The sequence below is a fragment of the Devosia crocina genome, assembly GCF_900116545.1.
In the GTDB taxonomy this organism is placed as follows: Bacteria; Pseudomonadota; Alphaproteobacteria; order Rhizobiales; family Devosiaceae; genus Devosia; species Devosia crocina.
Genome location: NZ_FPCK01000003.1, coordinates 209787 through 226205, shown reverse-complemented (window position 1 = coordinate 226205; position 16419 = coordinate 209787). Strand labels below are relative to the sequence as shown.

The window sequence follows — 16419 nt, the reverse complement described above, 5'->3', positions numbered from 1 at the left end:
GACGGCATGAGGACACGGCCGCCCAGCGGGGGTTGAACGCTTGGATTGGGGAAGTTCAAATGCTTCGGTCGCACGGCATCGCCTGTTTTGACGTAGGATGGCTTCCGGAGCCGCGAAGATGCGCGTTGTGCGGGTTGGTTTCGAATTTTTACGGTTCGTTGTTTAGGGGTGGGGTGAACGGGGTCTGGATTTCCGCGTTGACAAGGGAATGCGGTATGTTGCACCAATGTGAAAATCGCAAATAATCGCAAGAACCGGAATGGTCGGCGATATGCGGAGGAGTTCGCAATGGATCGCCGGATCGCCTGGATCGTACTGGCCTTGGCCCTGCCGTTGAGCGGCTGCAAGATCGTGCAGATCGCCGATCAGGAGGCAAACGCTCCGGCCGGCTTCGATGCGGCGGCTTATGCCGATGGCATCTGGACCGACGAGGTTCTTCCCTATTTCAGCGAAGCCGCGCGGCCGGTAGACGAGGTCGTGCCTGCCATCACCGGCGACTTCGCCGGGGCTGCCGAGACCTATGGCTATCGGCCGGGCGAAGGCTCGCCGTGGAGCTTCGTCGTCTCGGGTACGGGGCGCGTCCTGGCCAAGAACACGGAATCGCGCGCCGGCACGATGGACGTGGCGGTCGAGGGTGTAGAGGAGCCGGTGGTGGTCCAGATCGGTCCGGTGATCCGCGGCAATGGCGTGCGCGATGCCTTGCCTTTCGTCGCCTTTAAGGATTTCACCAACCAGCTCGAATATGCCAATGCCGGCAAGGCGCTGACCGCGCTGGCGCTCGACAATTTCGCCACCAATGCCGAAGCTGTCGCGGTGGGCGACACGGTTACCTTTTCGGGCGCCATCACCATGACCAGCGCCTCCGATCGTATTCTGGTGACGCCGATCTCGCTCGAAAAGGCGGGATCATGAGCGGGATCGTTCTTTCGGCGCGCAACATCACCAAGGCTTTCCCCGGCACGGTTGCGCTGCAGGACGTTGACTTCGATGTTCATGCGGGCGCTGTCAATGTGCTGATCGGAGAGAACGGGGCGGGCAAGTCAACGCTGATGAAGATCCTTGCCGGGGTCGAGCGGCCGACGCTGGGGAGCCTGACGATGGAAGGCGAGCCGGTGAGCTTTTCTTCCATTCGCGATGCGGCGGGAAAGGGCATCGGTATCGTCTTTCAGGAACTCAATCTCTGTCCCAATCTCTCGGTGACCGAGAACATATTTCTTGGTCGCGACATCACCAGAGCCGGCTTCCACATCGACCGGGCTGCGCAGAAAAGGCGCGCGGCAGAACTGGTCGCCAAGCTCGAGCACGATATCGATCCCGATGCGCTGGTGGGCGATCTGATGATCGGGGAACAGCAGATCGTCGAGATCGCGAAGGCCCTGGCGGAAGACGCGCGGGTGCTGATCATGGACGAGCCGACATCGGCTCTATCCGCTTCCGAAGTCGAAGTTCTTTTCAAGGTGATCGGCGAACTCAAGCGCGCCGGCGTTGCCATCATCTATATCTCGCACCGGCTCGAAGAACTGATCCGCATCGGTGATCATTTCACCGTGCTGCGCGATGGACGGCTGGCCGCTTCGGCCCCGCGATCCGAGGTCAGCATTCCCTGGATCATCGAAAAGATGCTGGGGGCAGGAGAGGTGGTGGCAAAGCGCCCGCCTGCCGCCCCTCCTGGCCCGCCGCTGCTGGAAGTGCAAAACCTGACATTGCCGCGGCGTGGCCAGGGCCTGGCGGTGGACGATGTCTCGGTCTCCTTCCGGCCCGGCGAGATTACCGCGATCTACGGGCTTTTGGGCGCGGGGCGAACCGAATTGTTCGAAAGCCTTTACGGCCTGCGTTCCGGCGCCACGGGGTCGGTGCGGCTCGGGGGCGAGGAGCTTGCGGGCCGCTCGGTCAACCGGCGGATGAAGGCGGGGCTGCTGCTGGTGCCCGAAGATCGTCAGCGCGACGGCCTGCTGCAGAACCTGTCGGTGGGCGGTAACCTCGGCATTGCCAGCATGGGGCGCTTTACCCGCTTCTTCTCCATTTCGCGGGCTGCAGAAACGCCTCTCCTGAGCCAGGTGATCAGCCAGCTTCACATCAAGACGGCGGGCCCCGACGCCCCGATCACTTCGCTTTCAGGCGGCAATCAGCAAAAGGTGGTGATCGGCAAGTCGCTGCTGACCCAGCCGCGCGTGCTGCTGCTCGACGAGCCCAGCCGCGGCATCGATATCGGGGCGAAGGCGGAAGTGTTTTCCACCATGCGCGACCTGGCCGATCAGGGGCTCGCCATCGTCTATACCACGTCCGACCTCAAGGAGACCCACGCGGTGGCCGACCGGATCCTGGTCATGGCCTATGGCAGGATCACTGCCGACCTGCGCGCGGAGGAGGCCAGCGACGAAGCGCTGGTGCGCGCATCCACCCACAAGATCGACGAGCCCGAACTGGCCTGACGGCCCCAGAATTTCTGCTCCAGGGAGGAGCCCATGTCCACAGTTTCCGCCACCCTGAAGACGGCGCCCGCGGGCAATGCCTCGGCACTGCTGCTGGTGCTCAAGCTCAGGACGTTTATCGCGCTGATCGCGGTGACGCTGTTCTTTGCGCTGATGGCGCCCAATTTCGTCTCGGTCGCCAATGCAGTGATCATTTCCAAGCATGTGGCGATCAACGCAATCCTTGCCATCGGGATGACCTATGTGATCCTGACCGGGGGGATCGATCTCTCGGTCGGCTCGATCGTGGGGCTCACCGGCATGGTGGCGGGCGGGCTTTTGGTGCATGGCATTCCCCTGCCCATGCTCGGCGTCATCGTCTATCCCAATGTCATCGAAGTGGTGCTGATCTCTCTGCTTGTGGGCACGGCCATTGGGGCGATCAACGGGTTATTGGTGACCAAACTGGGGGTGGCGCCCTTTATCGCCACGCTGGGCACGCTCTATGTGGCGCGCGGCGCGGCGCTGCTGCTTTCGGGCGGGGCGACCTTTTCCAACCTCGTCGGCCGGCCGGAGCTGGAAAATCAGGGCTTTCCGGTGATCGGATCGGGAACGGTGCTGGGCGTGCCGGTCTCGGTGATCATCCTGATCATCATGGCGCTGGTCGCCGCCTATGTGGCGCAGCGCACGCCTTTTGGCCGGAAAGTCTATGCGGTGGGCGGCAATGAGCGCGCCGCGGCGCTGTCGGGCGTGCGGGTCGACCGGGTCAAGATCGCGGTCTACATGATCTCCGGCTTCTGCGCTGCGGTGGTCGGGCTGATCGTCTCGTCCCAGCTCGTGGCCTCGCACCCGGCGAGCGGGAATACGTTCGAACTCAATGCCATCGCCGCCGCAGTTCTGGGGGGCACTTCGCTCTCGGGCGGGCGGGGATTGATCGGGGGCACGATCATCGGCGCCTTCGTCATCGGCGTCCTGAGCGACGGGCTGGTGATGATGGGCGTGTCCGAGTTCTGGCAGATGGTGATCAAGGGTCTGGTGATCATCGCCGCGGTGGTGCTCGACCAGTTGCAGCGGCGCCTTGCGGCCAACACGCGGCAGGGCTGATCTCCCCTCGCCACACCGTTGCGGAAGCCGCCTTCGGGCGGCTTTTTCCGTTTCGCGTTCTTGTGTTCGGCAGGGATCGCTGCCACCCGCTCCAGGCCTATTTCTGCTAGCATCCGGTGAGCAGATTTGGGCGCTTAAACGCCCAAGTGCTGCGAATTTGCTGATTTCGGAGGTGCCTAATCCGTCAATCTCGTTGACTCCTCCCCGTTCCCCTGCAATCATCAATAAACGCAAAAAATACGAAGCAGATGAAACTGCATTGCGTTGCCTGCCCGCTAGGGCTTTTGGAGGACCACAGATGAAATTCGCAAAGACACTCGCCGCGCTGGCGCTGGGTGCGATGGCTGGCATTGCGTTGGCCGTGCCCGCCATGTCCCAGGACGGCAAGCTGATCGTGATCATCACGCCCAGCCACGACAATCCCTTCTTTGCCGCCGAGGCGGAAGGCGCGCGCTCAAAGGCGGAAGAGCTGGGTTATTCCACCCAGGTCTACTCCCATGACGACGACGCCAACAAGCAGAACCAGCTGATCGATTCGGCGATCGCGGCGGGTGCTGCTGCCATCATTCTCGACAATGCCGGTGCCGACGCTTCGGTGGCTGCGGTGCAGAAGGCCAAGGATGCGGGCATCCCCTCGTTCCTGATCGACCGCGAGATCAATGCCACCGGCGTTGCCGTGGCGCAGATCGTTTCCAACAACTACCAGGGTGCAACGCTGGGCGCAGAAGCCTTCGTGGAAGCCATGGGCGAAGCCGGCAACTATGTCGAGCTGACCGGCCGAGAATCCGACACCAATGCCGGTATCCGCTCCTCGGGCTATCACGACGTGATCGATCAATATCCCGATCTCGTGATGGTTGCTCAGCAGTCGGCCAATTGGAGCCAGACCGAGGCCTTCACCAAGATGGAATCGATCCTGCAGGCCAATCCCGACATCAAGGGCGTGATCGCCGGCAACGATACCATGGCCATGGGGGCGCTGGCCGCTCTCGAGGCTGCCGGACGCAGCGATGTGATCGTGGTGGGCTTTGACGGCTCCAACGATGTGCGTGACGCCATCATCTCCGGCAAGGTGACCGCTACCGTGCTGCAGCCGGCCTATCGCCAGGCCCAGTGGGCAGTCGAACTCGCCGACAAGTATCTCAAGGAAGGCTCGACCGGCATGGACGAGAAGATCTCCATGGATTGCGTGCTGATCGATGCCAGCAATGCCGAACAGCTCGAAACCTTTGCCCTGGCCGAATAAGCCATAGCGCAGTGCATTGTCTGGAAGGGGCCGGTTCGCCGGCCCCTTTGCTTTTGTGCCGCGCTCTCCTTGAGCTAGCCCATGAAGTAAAGAAGAAAGGGCAGGGCGAGGAACAAGAGCCAGGCGATGGTAAAGATCAGCGGCGCCCGAATGGAAAACAAGCCCCCCGCGTGCTGGCGCAATTCCATGCGCTGCCGGCTCTTTTCGTCGGTTGCAAGGGTAAACCGGTGCAACTCCGGATAATCGTTGATCAGCTGGTTTTCCCGATGCCGCCAATGACCGATCGCCTCATGGGCGGCAAAAAGGCCGGGGCGCGCCTCGAGCACCAATACCAAGCCCAGAAGCGCAAAGAGCGGGGGCAGGGTCAACGTGAAAAGCCCGTTCCAATCGCCATAGCCGGCCCCGAGCGAGGCGCCATAGGCGATGACGAGAAAGGACTGCGAGGAAATCAGCGCGTTGAGCCGGCTATTGAGCAGGTTGATCTCGGCGCGGATTTCCCCGCGGATGTGATCGAGCTCATTGGTGGACCCGGCATCGAGGGCGCCCGATCCGTGGCCGCTGGCCGTGTTGTCGCTGGTCTGCCGGTTGGCGCTCATGTCTCCGGTATTTCTCGGGGCTGACCCTCCGGTGAGCCCGCTCCTCTGTCACGTATCATCACACGATCCGCTCAATGCTTGAGCGGCCGCGGGGTTTCGGTCTTAACCCCGGCCTCCGCTTTGGGCGAACGAAGCAGCGGGCGGTGCGTTTGTCTGCTTGCGGAAACCGAATTGGAGACAGACCTTGGCCGACTATGAATTTCTTTATTGGTCCGTGCCCTTTCGCGGCCAGTTCGTGCGGGCGGTGCTGGCCCATGCCGGGGCCAGCTGGACCGAGGGCGGGGACGACAGGATCGGTGAATTGATGGCGAGTGACATCGCCGATATGCCGGTGCCTTTCATGGGGCCGCCGGTGCTGATCGACACCGTTCGGGGCACCGCGATCGCCCAGATGCCGGCCATCATCCTGTACCTGGGCGAGATCCATGGCCTTCTACCACAGGATCCGGGACTGCGTGCCATGACGCTCAAGATCACCTGTGACGCCAATGACGTGATCGACGAGATCACGCTCAATGGCGGACAGAAGATGTGGACCGAGGAGCGCTGGGCCGATTATGTGCCGCGCCTCGAAAAATGGATGGGCTTTTGGGAAGAAACCGGACGCCGGCATGGCCTTGGGCCTGATGGGGGATACCTCCTCGGTGGCGAGGGGCCAGGCATTGCCGATGTGATCACGGCCACGCTCTGGACCACGATGAGCGAGCGCTTCAGCCGCATCCGGGCGCTTTTGGACGACACGGCGCCCTTGACCGCGGCGCTTTGCCGGCGCGTCGCGGCGGAGCCGGCGCTCGTTGCACTCGCGGAAAAGGCGCGGCGCGATTACGGGGGCGATTATGCCGGTGGGCAGATCGGCGCCTCCATGGCCCAGGTGCTCGACAGGTGAGCGGGGAAATAGCGGCGTGATAAGGTTCGAGCGGCAAAAGCGCGAGTCCGGAACGGGGTGGGGTCAGGACCATTAAGCTGGCCCCCAATGCCTCAAGCGTCCGGAGCCGATCTTGCCCCTCTTTTTTCCCGTCCGCGTGCTGACCACGCTCGTCTCGCTGCTGCTTCTGGCGGCGACCGTTTATCTGCTCTGGAGCTGGTATGACGGACATCTGCTGGTGGAACGGGCCGACGGCGATGTCGAGCCCCTGCGCGAAGACTGGCGGCTCTGGACCGGCCTTCTGCTTCTCGGCTTCTCGTTTCTGGGCCGGCTGGTCGTCGTGCCGCTTCTGGCCCGGCCCGACCGGGACGAGCCATCGGTGGCCGCGCGCGGCACCGGCGAAGAGGTCGCGGGACCGATGGGCACCACGCTTTTTATCGAAACGCTGGGCCGCGCCGATGGGCCGACGCTCATCCTCACCCATGGCTGGTCCATGGACAGCACGATCTGGCACTATGCCAAGCGTCAGCTCGGGCAGCATTTCCGGCTGATCGTGTGGGACCTGCCGGGGCTCGGCCGGTCGCGCGGGCCGATCTCGCTCGAAACCTTTGCTGCGTGTCTCGCCTTCATCATCGAGCGCTCGGGCGCGCCCGGGGTCGTGCTCGTGGGGCACAGTATCGGGGGCATGACCATCCAGACGCTGGCGCGGGACTTTCCCGATCTCGTGGCCCAAAGGGTGCGGGGCATGGTGCTGTTCAACACCACCTATACCAATCCTTTGCGCACCATGATCCTGCCCCGGCTGATGCAGGCGCTGCGCTGGCCGGTGCTCGAGCCGCTGATGCGGCTGACCATCCTGCTTCAGCCGCTCGCCTGGCTGGGCGCCTGGCAGAGCTATCTCAGCGGCATGGCGCATCTGGGCAACCGCATCGGCTTCGGTCGCTATGTCACACGCAGCCAGCTCGAGCATGTGACGCTGCTCTCGACGCGCAATAGCCAAGGCAGTATCTGCCGGGGCAATCTCGCCATGTTCCGCTGGGACGCAACAGGCGTGCTCGCCCATTTGCCGGTGCCAGTGCTGGCGGTGGCCGGCGCCGCCGATATCGTCACCAAGCCAGAAGCGAGCCAGGCGATCGTGGGAGAGGCAGCCGAAGGGCGGCTGATCGAGATTGCCGGGGTCAATCACATGGGCATGCTGGAACGGGCGGAGGCCTACAACGAGGCCGTGGCCGCTTTTGCCAGCGCGGTTTTTGTTCGCGACGGCGTGCGGAGCTAGATGCGGTCTGCCGCCCCCGTGCCGACGTGCCGGGTTGCCCCTGGTTGCCTAGATACTGACCGAAAAGCGCCTCGGGGCCGGCGGCAGGCTTTTGCGCCTACTCCACGTCCGATGTGCGGGTGGGTGCGAGCTCGGGGGTATGGTCGAGGATGGCGGCGGCGTCGAGGTCGGAGGTGTGCAGCATGTCGGCCACCCGTTCGAGCGCGGCGATGAGCATGATCTGCTCCCAATCCTTGAGCGCGGAGAATTGCTGATGAAACTGGGCATGGACGCCATCGGGCGCGATGGCGAGCACCTTGCGGCCCTTTTCGGTCAGCGAGAGCAGCACCTGACGGCGATCGCGTTCGCCGCGGCGACGCTGGATCATGCCGGCAAGCTCGAGCTTTTGCAGGAGCGCGGTGGTGGTGGCCTGGGTAATACCCATCTGGCTCGCCACGTGTCCCGCACTCTTTTCGGCCTGGCCATCGAGGATCTGCATGAAGATCAGCTGCGAGGGCGTCAGGCCGGTCTCGGTCATCAATTGCTTGGCGTTCGACTCGGTGGCGCGCAGGATCTTGCGCATGGCCGTCAGAGCCGATTTCGTCCGTTCTTCCAATCCCAGGCTCCGCAAATCACCCGTGCTCAGTGTACCGCCGGAGGGCGTGCAACCCAAGCGGGATAGCGCACTGAGAAATCCTTAGCATCATCTAAACTATTTTTTGGAAACGAAGGAACCTGCTGCAGAAGCATAAGAATCTGCCATAGTTCCCCTCCGTCCAAGTAGCCGTAAACGCTACATAAACCCACATATCTGGGCTGTTTTGCGGCGGTTCCGGGGCATTTTCTTCAGGTGTGGGGTTGAAATTTAGTTTTAACAAGCTAACTTTCCTTCCCATGATTTACGGCAATTCAGCTCTGTTCGACGCCGGTGCCCTTTACCGGCAGTCCATAGCCAATCCCGAGATCGCCATTCGGGCGCCCGTCAGCACCGATGGGGCGGCCGTGTGGTCGCTGATCGCGGCGTCGGGTTCGCTCGACACCAATTCGCTCTACTGCAATCTCCTGCAAGCGTCCCACTTCGCCTCCACCTGCGCCATCGCCGAAATGGGTGATCAGGTGGTCGGCTGGGTCTCGGCCTATATCCCGCCCGAGGAGAAGGACACGCTTTTCGTCTGGCAGATTTGCGTGGGTGAAGCGGCGCGCGGGCAGGGGCTCGGACGGCGTCTTGTCGGCGATGTGTTGGCGCGGCCCGCCTGCCGGGGCGTCGAAAAGCTGGCCTGCACCATTACGCATGACAATGCACCGAGCTGGGCGCTTTTTACCGGCATTGCCCGACGCCTCAAGGCGCAGCTGCGCCAGACCGAGCATTTCGATCGGGACGCTCATTTCGGCGGCCGGCACGCCAGCGAATATGGCGTCAGCATCGGCCCCTTCAATTCCGAGATGGCGGCGGCGCTGACCAGCGCCTGATCCCTTTCAGCCTTTCCCTTTGACTATCCACGTCCAGGAGACGTTTTTCCATGGCCACGCCGACTTCCATCACGCCCATCAACACCTTCGAGCGCGTCGAAAGCCGTGTCCGGTCCTATTCCCGCAGCTTCCCCAAAGTGTTCGATCGCGCGCTGGGTGCGACCATCTACGATACCGATGGCAAGGCCTATACCGACTTTCTTTCCGGCTGCTCCTCGCTCAACTATGGGCACAACGATCCCGATCTCAAGGCGGCGCTGATCGAATATGTATCCAATGACGGGATCGCGCATGGGCTCGACATGTTCACCGATGCCAAGGAGCAGTTTCTCGCCAGTTTCGAGCGGCTGATCCTGCGGCCGCGCGGCATGAAGCATCAGCTCCAGTTCACCGGACCCACCGGAGCCAATGCGGTCGAGGCGGCGATGAAGCTGGCGCGCAAGGTGACCGGCCGCACCAATATCATCTCCTTCACCAATGGCTTCCATGGCGTGACGCTGGGGGCGCTGGCGGCCACCGGTAATGGCAAGCATCGCGGCGGCGCGGCGACCCCGCTCTCGGGCGTGACGCGCGCGGCCTATGATGGCTACCATGGCCCCGAGATCGATACGGCGGACCTGCTTGAGCGCATGCTGAGCGACCCCTCGAGCGGGGTGGATGCGCCCGCCGCGATCATCGTCGAAACGGTGCAGGGCGAAGGCGGGCTCAATGCCGCCTCGGCCGGATGGCTCAAGAAGGTCCAGGCGCTCGCCCGCAGCCATGGCGCGCTCTTTATCATCGACGATATCCAGGCCGGATGCGGGCGCACGGGCGGCTTCTTCTCGTTCGACGGCATGGGGCTCGACCCCGATATCGTCACCATGGCCAAGTCGCTTTCGGGGATGGGGCTGCCGCTTGCCCTGACGCTGATCAAGCCCGAGCACGACATCTGGAAGCCGGCTGAGCACAATGGCACGTTCCGCGGCAACAACCATGCGTTCGTGACCGCCGCCGCGGCGCTCGAAAAGTTCTGGTCCGACGACCGGTTCATGAGTGAAGTGGGCGAAAAGGCCCGTTATCTCGGCGAGCGCCTTGCCGCCATTGCCGAAGACCATGGGCTGAGCACCAAGGGGCGCGGCATGATGGTGGGGATCGATGCCGGCTCGGGCGAACATGCCGCCGCCATCTGCAAGGCCTGCTTCGCGAAGGGCCTGATCATCGAAACCTCGGGCAGCTTTGACGAAGTGGTCAAGGTGCTCTGTCCGCTCACCATTTCCCTCGAACAGCTGACCGCTGGCCTCGACATCATGGAAAGCGCGTTCGACGCGGTCCTGGGGTCGCGCCGCGCGGCAGCCGAATAGGAGACCTCTCATGATCGTTCGTGATCTTGAATCCGCTCGCCTCGGCGATCGCCTTGTCAACGCCGATGGCTGGGACAGCACGCGCCTGTTGCTGGCCGGCGACCAGATGGGCTTTTCGTTCCACATCACCCGCATCCATGCCGGCACGAGCCATGTGTTCCACTACAAGCACCATTTCGAGAGCGTTTACTGCATCTCGGGCGAGGGTCAGATCGAGGAACTCGATACCGGCACGGTGCACCAGATCCGGCCGGGCGTGATGTACGCGCTCAATCTCAACGATAAGCATCGCCTCTCGGCCAAGAGCGAGATGGTGATGGCGTGCTGCTTCAATCCGCCGGTCACCGGCACGGAAGTGCACCGCGAGGATGGCTCCTACGCCCCGGCACCCGAAGACGCCTGAGCGTCATTCCCAAACTCTGAACTGAAAGGCGAGACCATGACACAGTCAGCTTTCGACGCCGCCAATCACGATGACTACCCAACCCGCCTCCCGAACGAAAAATGGACCGATCGCAAGGACCCTGTCGTCTGGGGCAAGTGGACGCCCGAAGCCCCGCTGACCCGCGCCCAGACCGAGAGCTTTGAAAAGAACGGCTTTCTGATCCTGCGTGATGTGTTCACTCCGGCCGAGGTCGCGGCGCTGCAGCGCGAAAGCGCGCATATGCGCTCGGGCGAGGCAGGGATCGCCGAAGACAATGTGATCACCGAGCCCGGCTCGAACGAAGTGCGCACAGTGTTCCGGCTCGACGAGGAAAATGCGCTCTTCAACCGGCTGGCGCGTGACCGGCGCGTGGCCGGAGCGGTCAGCTTCCTCCTTGACGACGAGGTTTACCTCCATCAGTCGCGCCTCAACTACAAGCCCGGCTTTACCGGCAAGGAATTCTACTGGCACTCGGATTTTGAAACCTGGCACGCCGAAGACGGCATGCCGCGCATGCGGGCGATTTCGGCCTCGATCCTGCTCACGGACAATGATGCGCTCAACGGTCCGTTGATGCTGATGCCGGGGACCCACAAGCGCTTTGTCGCCTGCGCCGGTGAGACACCCGAGGACAACCACAAGACCTCGCTCAAGAAGCAGGAAATCGGTGTGCCCTCGCACGATGCGCTGGCCAAGATGGCGCGCGAGCACGGCATCGAATATGCCTCGGGCAAGGCCGGCACGGTTGTGCTGTTCGATTGCAACACCATGCATGGCTCGAACGGCAATATCACACCCTTCCCGCGCTCGAACGCCTTCTTCGTCTACAATGCCTGGTCCAACCGGGTGGTGGCGCCCTTTGCCGCCAAGGCGCCGCGCCCCGCTTTTCTCAGTTCGCGCGATCCCGAAGGCCCGATCGCGATCGAGGCGGGCAAGATCGGCTGAGGCGCCGACCCGGACCTTCGCCCGTTCAAGACCAATAGCTCTGCTCCCCAAAGGGGAGCGGCTGGAGACTGCATGACTATCGATACCCCACGCCACACCGTCGAGAAAATCGGCGGCACCTCCATGTCCCGTACCGATGAACTGCTGAAAACCGTCTTGATCGGAGACCGTCAGGGCGATGCGCTTTATCAGCGCATATTCGTCGTCTCGGCATATGCGGGCATGACGGACGAGCTTTTGGAACACAAGAAATCTGGCAAGCCAGGCGTCTATGCCCTTTTTGCCAGTGCAGAGAGTGGCTGGGGTTGGGGCGACGCGCTGACAGCGGTTGCCGACAAAATGTACGAGCATAACGCGCGCATCTTTGCCGATGAAAGCGCGCGCCAATCGGCCAATCGCTTTGCGCGCGAACGCGTCGAGGGCGTGCGCTCGTGCCTGATCGACCTGCAGCGGCTCTGTTCCTTCGGCCATTTCCAGCTGCAGCAGCATCTGCTGACGGTGCGGGAAATGCTGGCTTCGCTGGGGGAAGCCCATTCAGCTTTCAACACCGCATTGCTGCTCAACTTGAGGGGTGTGCGCGCGCGCATGATCGACCTGACCGGCTGGCGCGAGGCGGGACACTACGCGCTCGACGAAGCCATCGAGCGGGCCATGGCCGATGTGGACCTGGCGCGCGAACTGCCGATCGTGACCGGTTATGCCCAATGCAGCGAAACGCTGATGGGCACCTATGACCGGGGCTATTCGGAAGTGACACTGTCGCGGCTGACGGTCGTCACCAAGGCGCGCGAAGCGATCATTCACAAGGAATTTCATCTTTCCAGCGCCGATCCGCGGCTGGTCTCACCCGATGCGGTGCGCGTCATCGGGCAAACCAATTACGATGTCGCCGACCAACTTTCCAATATGGGCATGGAAGCGATCCATCCGCGTGCCGCCAAGAGCCTGCGCCAGGCCGGCATTCCCCTGCGCGTCAAGAACGCCTTCGAGCCTGAGCATCCCGGCACGGTGATCCGGGCCGATCTTGCGGCCGAAGCCTCGCGGGTCGAGATCGTGACCGGGCTCAAGAACGTTTACGCCTTCGAATTCTACGACCAGGACATGGTGGGGGTGAAGGGCTATGACGCCGAGATCCTCGAAGCGCTCAAGCGCCACAAGGTCTGGATCATCGCCAAGACCTCCAATGCCAACACAATCATCCACTATCTGAAGGGGTCGATGAAGGCGATCAAGCGGGTCGAGGCAGATCTTTTCGCCCGCTTCCCCACGGCCGAGATCGCGTTGCGCAAGGTTGCCCTCGTTTCCGCCATCGGGCGTGACCTGTCCTCGCCCAAGGTGCTCACCAAGGCCATCGCGGCACTGGGGCAGGCCGGCATCGAGCCGCTGGGCGTTCATGACCTGCTGCGCAAGGTCGACCTGCAGGTGATCGTCGAGCAGGACCAGTTCGAAGCCACCATCGCGGCTCTCCACAAGGGCCTGATCGAGGACTGGGCCGAGGCTCCGGAAACCCGGCTGCACGCCGCCGCCTGAACCCACGCCGGCTGCAGGGATGGGCAGCAGCCGGTTTTTCATGCCCCAAGACCACTTCTCAAGGAGAACACACATGACCAGTTTCGGTAAAACCGCCGTCATGGCGCTGTCCGCCATCGCCGCTTCGGCTCTTGCATCCACCGCCGTCAGCGCCGCTTCGCTGGCCCAGATCCAGGAACAGGGATCGATCCGCATCGCCGTGGCGAACGAAATTCCCTACGGCTATGTGGATCCGACCGGCGCCGCGCTCGGGGCCGGACCCGATGTCGCCAAGGCCATCATGGAAAAGCTGGGCGTTGAAAACATCGAGTGGGTGAGCACCAATTTCTCCTCGCTGATCCCCGGCCTTCAGGCCGACCGCTTCGACATGGTGGCCGCCGAAATGGCGATCCTGCCCGACCGGTGCCAGCAGGTGCTGTTTTCCGAGCCCAACACCTCTTATGGCGAGGGCCTCCTGGTGGCGGCCGGCAATCCCAAGGATATTCACGCCTATTCCGACTTTGCCGACAATCCCGAGCTGCGCGTCGCCATCATGGCGGGCGCCGACCAGCTCGAGATGATGCAGAAGCTGGGCGTTGATGAAGCCAATCTCGTGACCATTGCGGCCAATGCCGACGCCATTTCGACCGTGGCGACGGGACGCGCCGATGCCTATGCGGCAACGAGCCTGACCGCGAGCGGCCTTGCCGACCAGAACGACGGCGTGGAAGTGGCGAGCGAATTCACCGATCCGGTGATCGATGGGGCCGAAGTGCGCTCCTGGGGCGGGTTCACCTTCGCTTCGGGCAATGAAGAGCTGCGCGATGCCGTCAACGAGGCGCTGGCCGAAGTCAAGGCGACGCCCGAATGGGCCGAGATCCTGACCGGCTATGGCTTCACCCAGTCCGATGTCGACGGGTCGGCTCAGCGCACCACCGAAGAGCTCTGCGCCGCTCAGTAAGCGGCCAGCGCGAAAAGCCTTGTCTCGGGCGGGTGCTCCGGCGCCCGCCCAAGACGCGTTTCAACATAGTCCGAAGGACCGTTCATGCACTGGACCGAATATTTCGGCCCCCTGATGGAGGGGGCATGGGTCACGATCCAGCTGACCGCATATTCCACCGTTTTCGGCGCCATCCTGGCGTTCGGCGCCGGCATCGGCAAGCTCAGCTCGAACCTCGCGATACGGGCAATTTCGATTGCCTATATCGAGGTGTTCCGCGGCACGTCGCTGCTGGTGCAGCTGTTCTGGCTCTATTTCGCGCTGCCCCTCGCCGGCATGGCGATCGGCATCGACCTGCGCCTGCCGCCGGTGGTTGCCGGGGTGCTGGCGCTCAGCCTCAATATCGGGGCCTATGGCGCCGAAGTGGTGCGCGGCGCCATCGCGGCGGTGCACAAGGATCAGCACGAAGCGGGCCGCGCGCTCAATTTCACGCCGCGCCAGACGCTGCGCACCATCACCATTCCCCAGGCCATTCCCGAGATGATGCCCTCGTTCGGCAATCTGGCGGTGCAGAACCTGAAGGACACCGCGCTCGTGTCTCTGATCAGCCTCGGTGATCTCACCTTCCGGGCCGAGCAGATCCGCAATTTCACCCAGGACAGCACCACCATCTATTCCATGCTGCTCGTGACCTATTTCGGCATGGCGCTGGTGCTGACCGCCATGATGCGCACGCTCGAGGCCTATGTCAGCCGCTGGCGCACGGCAAGGAGCTGAGCCCATGTTGTTCGGATACGAATGGGACCTGTCCAGTCCCCTGGCCTTTGCCATTTCCATCCTGCCGATCCTGTGGATCGGGCTGACCGTGACCATCCAGGCAACGGTGCTCGGCTTTCTTGTCGCGCTGGGGCTCGGGCTCGTCTGGGCCGTACTCAAGGCGGCGCCCTCGCGCCTTATCTCCTGGCCGGCCAAGGTGATCACCGAATTCATCCGCGATACACCGCTGATCGTGCAGCTGTTCTTTCTCTACTATGTGCTGCCCGAATACGGCATCGTCCTGCCGGCCTTTCTGACCGGGGCCCTGGGGCTCGGCATCCAGTACAGCGCCTATACGTCCGAAGTTTATCGCGCCGGTATCGAGGCGGTGGGCCCCGACCAGCGGGAGGCGGCACGGGCGCTTAATTTTACTCCCGCCCATACCTTTACCCATGTGGTCGTGCCCCAGGCCATTCCGCGCATCGTGCCCTCCATGGGCAATTACCTGGTGTCCATCATGAAGGACGTGCCGGTGCTTTCGGTGGTGACGGTGCTCGAAGTGCTCAATGTCGCAAAGATCGTGGGCGACCGGACCTTCAGCTATCTCGTGCCGCTCACCATGGTGGGTGCGCTCTATCTGATCATGACACTGGTGGCCTCGGCCGGCGTGCGCCTGCTCGACACCTGGCTGCCCAAGCAAGGGATCCCCTTGAAATGAACGACGAACCGATCATCAAATTCGACAAGGTCATCAAGCGTTTTGGCGACCTTACCGTGCTGCGCGAGCTCGATTTCACCGTCAAAAAGGGCGAGAAGGTCTCGATCATCGGGCCGTCCGGCTCCGGCAAATCGACGGTGCTGCGCATCCTGATGACGCTTGAAGGCATCGATGGGGGGATCGTCAGCGTGGGCGGGGAACCGCTCTGGCACGAAAAGGGGGCGGACGGCGCTCTGGTCCCGGCAAGCGAAGCGCATCTGCACAAGATGCGGGCTCAGCTCGGCATGGTGTTCCAGCAGTTCAACCTCTTTCCCCATATGACGGTGTTGCGCAACATCACCGAAGCGCCGGTCAAGGTGCTGGGGCTTTCCAGAAAGGAAGCGCGGGAGCGTGGCGAGGAATTGCTGGAACTGGTGGGTCTGGCCGACCAGGCGGGTAAATATCCCCATCAGCTTTCCGGCGGGCAGCAGCAGCGGGTCGGCATCGCCCGGGCACTCGCCATGCGGCCCAGTATCCTGTTGTTCGACGAGCCGACCTCGGCGCTCGATCCCGAACTCGTGGGCGAAGTGCTCAATGTGATCGGCAAGCTCGCCGAAGAGCATGACCTGACCATGCTGCTCGTAACCCACGAGATGCGGTTCGCGCGGGAAGTTTCGGATCGAGTCTGCTTTTTCGACCAGGGCCGGATCCGCGAGGAAGGCTCGCCCGAGGAACTCTTTACCGATCCGAGCGAGGAGCGGACGCGAGAGTTTTTGCAGGCTATCCTCGACTAGCCGCGCGGGGCGCGGGCCAGTGTCGTCAAACCGTCATGCAAGTTCTCTATCGCCCGGCGCACCGAGC

17 protein-coding genes are annotated in these 16419 nt (G+C 62.9%); 15 read left to right on the top strand and 2 right to left on the bottom strand.

All coding sequences use genetic code 11. The features are described from left to right. Window positions 1-288 precede the first annotated feature (288 nt). The 4 genes from BM364_RS14225 (at window position 289) to BM364_RS14210 (ending at window position 4761) form a co-directional block, all read left to right on the top strand. The gene (locus BM364_RS14225) at window positions 289-912 is read left to right on the top strand and encodes a DUF2291 family protein (RefSeq protein ID WP_092425724.1); all 624 of its coding nucleotides are present in this window, start codon (window positions 289-291) and stop codon (window positions 910-912) included. Then, window positions 909-2432 carry a sugar ABC transporter ATP-binding protein gene (locus tag BM364_RS14220; RefSeq protein ID WP_092425722.1) on the top strand — a complete coding sequence of 508 codons (1524 nt, stop codon included), beginning with the start codon at window positions 909-911 and terminating at the stop codon, window positions 2430-2432. The genes BM364_RS14225 and BM364_RS14220 overlap by 4 nt, the downstream gene beginning before the upstream one ends. A gap of 33 nt (window positions 2433-2465) precedes the next feature. Beyond that, entirely contained in the window at window positions 2466-3515 is a 1050-nt protein-coding gene (locus tag BM364_RS14215; protein WP_092425720.1) for an ABC transporter permease, read from the top strand. A gap of 340 nt (window positions 3516-3855) precedes the next feature. Continuing rightward, window positions 3856-4761, top strand: coding sequence for a D-ribose ABC transporter substrate-binding protein (locus BM364_RS14210; protein ID WP_425284908.1), 906 nt, complete (start codon window positions 3856-3858; stop codon window positions 4759-4761). Between the two features lie 74 nt (window positions 4762-4835). Here the strand turns inward: BM364_RS14210 and BM364_RS14205 are convergent, their stop codons facing one another. After that, entirely contained in the window at window positions 4836-5357 is a 522-nt protein-coding gene (locus tag BM364_RS14205; RefSeq protein ID WP_092425717.1) for a hypothetical protein, read from the bottom strand. Window positions 5358-5541: 184 nt separating this feature from the next. On the opposite strand from BM364_RS14205, the gene BM364_RS14200 reads away from it, so the two are divergent. Together BM364_RS14200 and BM364_RS14195 are read left to right on the top strand one after the other, a co-directional pair. Then, entirely contained in the window at window positions 5542-6243 is a 702-nt protein-coding gene (locus tag BM364_RS14200; protein WP_092425715.1) for a glutathione S-transferase, read from the top strand. A 112-nt stretch (window positions 6244-6355) separates the two neighbouring features. After that, window positions 6356-7498, top strand: a complete 1143-nt coding sequence (locus tag BM364_RS14195; protein WP_092425713.1) for an alpha/beta fold hydrolase — start codon at window positions 6356-6358, stop codon at window positions 7496-7498. Between the two features lie 97 nt (window positions 7499-7595). Here the strand turns inward: BM364_RS14195 and BM364_RS14190 are convergent, their stop codons facing one another. Further along, on the bottom strand, window positions 7596-8093 hold the full coding sequence (locus BM364_RS14190) for a MarR family winged helix-turn-helix transcriptional regulator (RefSeq protein ID WP_092425712.1): 498 nt from the start codon (window positions 8091-8093) through the stop codon (window positions 7596-7598). Between the two features lie 242 nt (window positions 8094-8335). Between BM364_RS14190 and ectA the strand changes: the two genes are divergently transcribed. The 9 genes from ectA to ehuA all read left to right on the top strand — a co-directional run bounded on the left by ectA (window position 8336) and on the right by ehuA (window position 16352). Continuing rightward, a complete protein-coding gene (gene ectA / locus BM364_RS14185; protein ID WP_244542892.1) occupies window positions 8336-8947 on the top strand; it encodes a diaminobutyrate acetyltransferase in 612 nt (203 codons plus the stop codon). 50 nt (window positions 8948-8997) lie between these two features. Continuing rightward, entirely contained in the window at window positions 8998-10287 is a 1290-nt protein-coding gene (gene ectB / locus BM364_RS14180; protein ID WP_092425708.1) for a diaminobutyrate--2-oxoglutarate transaminase, read from the top strand. A gap of 10 nt (window positions 10288-10297) precedes the next feature. Further along, the gene (locus tag BM364_RS14175; RefSeq protein ID WP_092425705.1) at window positions 10298-10690 is read left to right on the top strand and encodes an ectoine synthase; all 393 of its coding nucleotides are present in this window, start codon (window positions 10298-10300) and stop codon (window positions 10688-10690) included. A gap of 36 nt (window positions 10691-10726) precedes the next feature. Beyond that, window positions 10727-11656: an ectoine hydroxylase gene (thpD, locus tag BM364_RS14170; RefSeq protein ID WP_092425703.1), complete on the top strand. Its 930-nt coding sequence runs from the start codon at window positions 10727-10729 to the stop codon at window positions 11654-11656. Between the two features lie 72 nt (window positions 11657-11728). After that, window positions 11729-13186, top strand: coding sequence for an aspartate kinase (locus tag BM364_RS14165; RefSeq protein WP_092425701.1), 1458 nt, complete (start codon window positions 11729-11731; stop codon window positions 13184-13186). Window positions 13187-13259: 73 nt separating this feature from the next. Next, on the top strand, window positions 13260-14126 hold the full coding sequence (gene ehuB, locus BM364_RS14160; RefSeq protein ID WP_092425699.1) for an ectoine/hydroxyectoine ABC transporter substrate-binding protein EhuB: 867 nt from the start codon (window positions 13260-13262) through the stop codon (window positions 14124-14126). A gap of 84 nt (window positions 14127-14210) precedes the next feature. Further along, on the top strand, window positions 14211-14882 hold the full coding sequence (ehuC, locus tag BM364_RS14155; protein WP_092425697.1) for an ectoine/hydroxyectoine ABC transporter permease subunit EhuC: 672 nt from the start codon (window positions 14211-14213) through the stop codon (window positions 14880-14882). Between the two features lie 4 nt (window positions 14883-14886). Then, window positions 14887-15579, top strand: coding sequence for an ectoine/hydroxyectoine ABC transporter permease subunit EhuD (gene ehuD / locus BM364_RS14150; protein WP_092425695.1), 693 nt, complete (start codon window positions 14887-14889; stop codon window positions 15577-15579). Further along, window positions 15576-16352: an ectoine/hydroxyectoine ABC transporter ATP-binding protein EhuA gene (gene ehuA / locus BM364_RS14145; RefSeq protein WP_092425693.1), complete on the top strand. Its 777-nt coding sequence runs from the start codon at window positions 15576-15578 to the stop codon at window positions 16350-16352. Before ehuD ends, ehuA begins: the two co-directional genes overlap by 4 nt. Window positions 16353-16419: the final 67 nt, after the last annotated feature.

Excerpts from the sequence above, each read along its gene's own strand:
- BM364_RS14225 (WP_092425724.1), top strand. The coding sequence starts at position 289 with ATGGATCGCCGGATCGCCTGGATCGTACTGGCCTTGGCCCTGCCGTTG.
- BM364_RS14220 (WP_092425722.1), top strand. The coding sequence starts at position 909 with ATGAGCGGGATCGTTCTTTCGGCGCGCAACATCACCAAGGCTTTCCCC.
- BM364_RS14215 (WP_092425720.1), top strand. The coding sequence starts at position 2,466 with ATGTCCACAGTTTCCGCCACCCTGAAGACGGCGCCCGCGGGCAATGCC.
- BM364_RS14210 (WP_425284908.1), top strand. The coding sequence starts at position 3,856 with ATGGCTGGCATTGCGTTGGCCGTGCCCGCCATGTCCCAGGACGGCAAG.
- BM364_RS14205 (WP_092425717.1), bottom strand. The coding sequence starts at position 5,357 with ATGAGCGCCAACCGGCAGACCAGCGACAACACGGCCAGCGGCCACGGA.
- ectB (WP_092425708.1), top strand. The coding sequence starts at position 8,998 with ATGGCCACGCCGACTTCCATCACGCCCATCAACACCTTCGAGCGCGTC.
- BM364_RS14175 (WP_092425705.1), top strand. The coding sequence starts at position 10,298 with ATGATCGTTCGTGATCTTGAATCCGCTCGCCTCGGCGATCGCCTTGTC.
- thpD (WP_092425703.1), top strand. The coding sequence starts at position 10,727 with ATGACACAGTCAGCTTTCGACGCCGCCAATCACGATGACTACCCAACC.
- BM364_RS14165 (WP_092425701.1), top strand. The coding sequence starts at position 11,729 with ATGACTATCGATACCCCACGCCACACCGTCGAGAAAATCGGCGGCACC.
- ehuB (WP_092425699.1), top strand. The coding sequence starts at position 13,260 with ATGACCAGTTTCGGTAAAACCGCCGTCATGGCGCTGTCCGCCATCGCC.
- ehuC (WP_092425697.1), top strand. The coding sequence starts at position 14,211 with ATGCACTGGACCGAATATTTCGGCCCCCTGATGGAGGGGGCATGGGTC.
- ehuD (WP_092425695.1), top strand. The coding sequence starts at position 14,887 with ATGTTGTTCGGATACGAATGGGACCTGTCCAGTCCCCTGGCCTTTGCC.
- ehuA (WP_092425693.1), top strand. The coding sequence starts at position 15,576 with ATGAACGACGAACCGATCATCAAATTCGACAAGGTCATCAAGCGTTTT.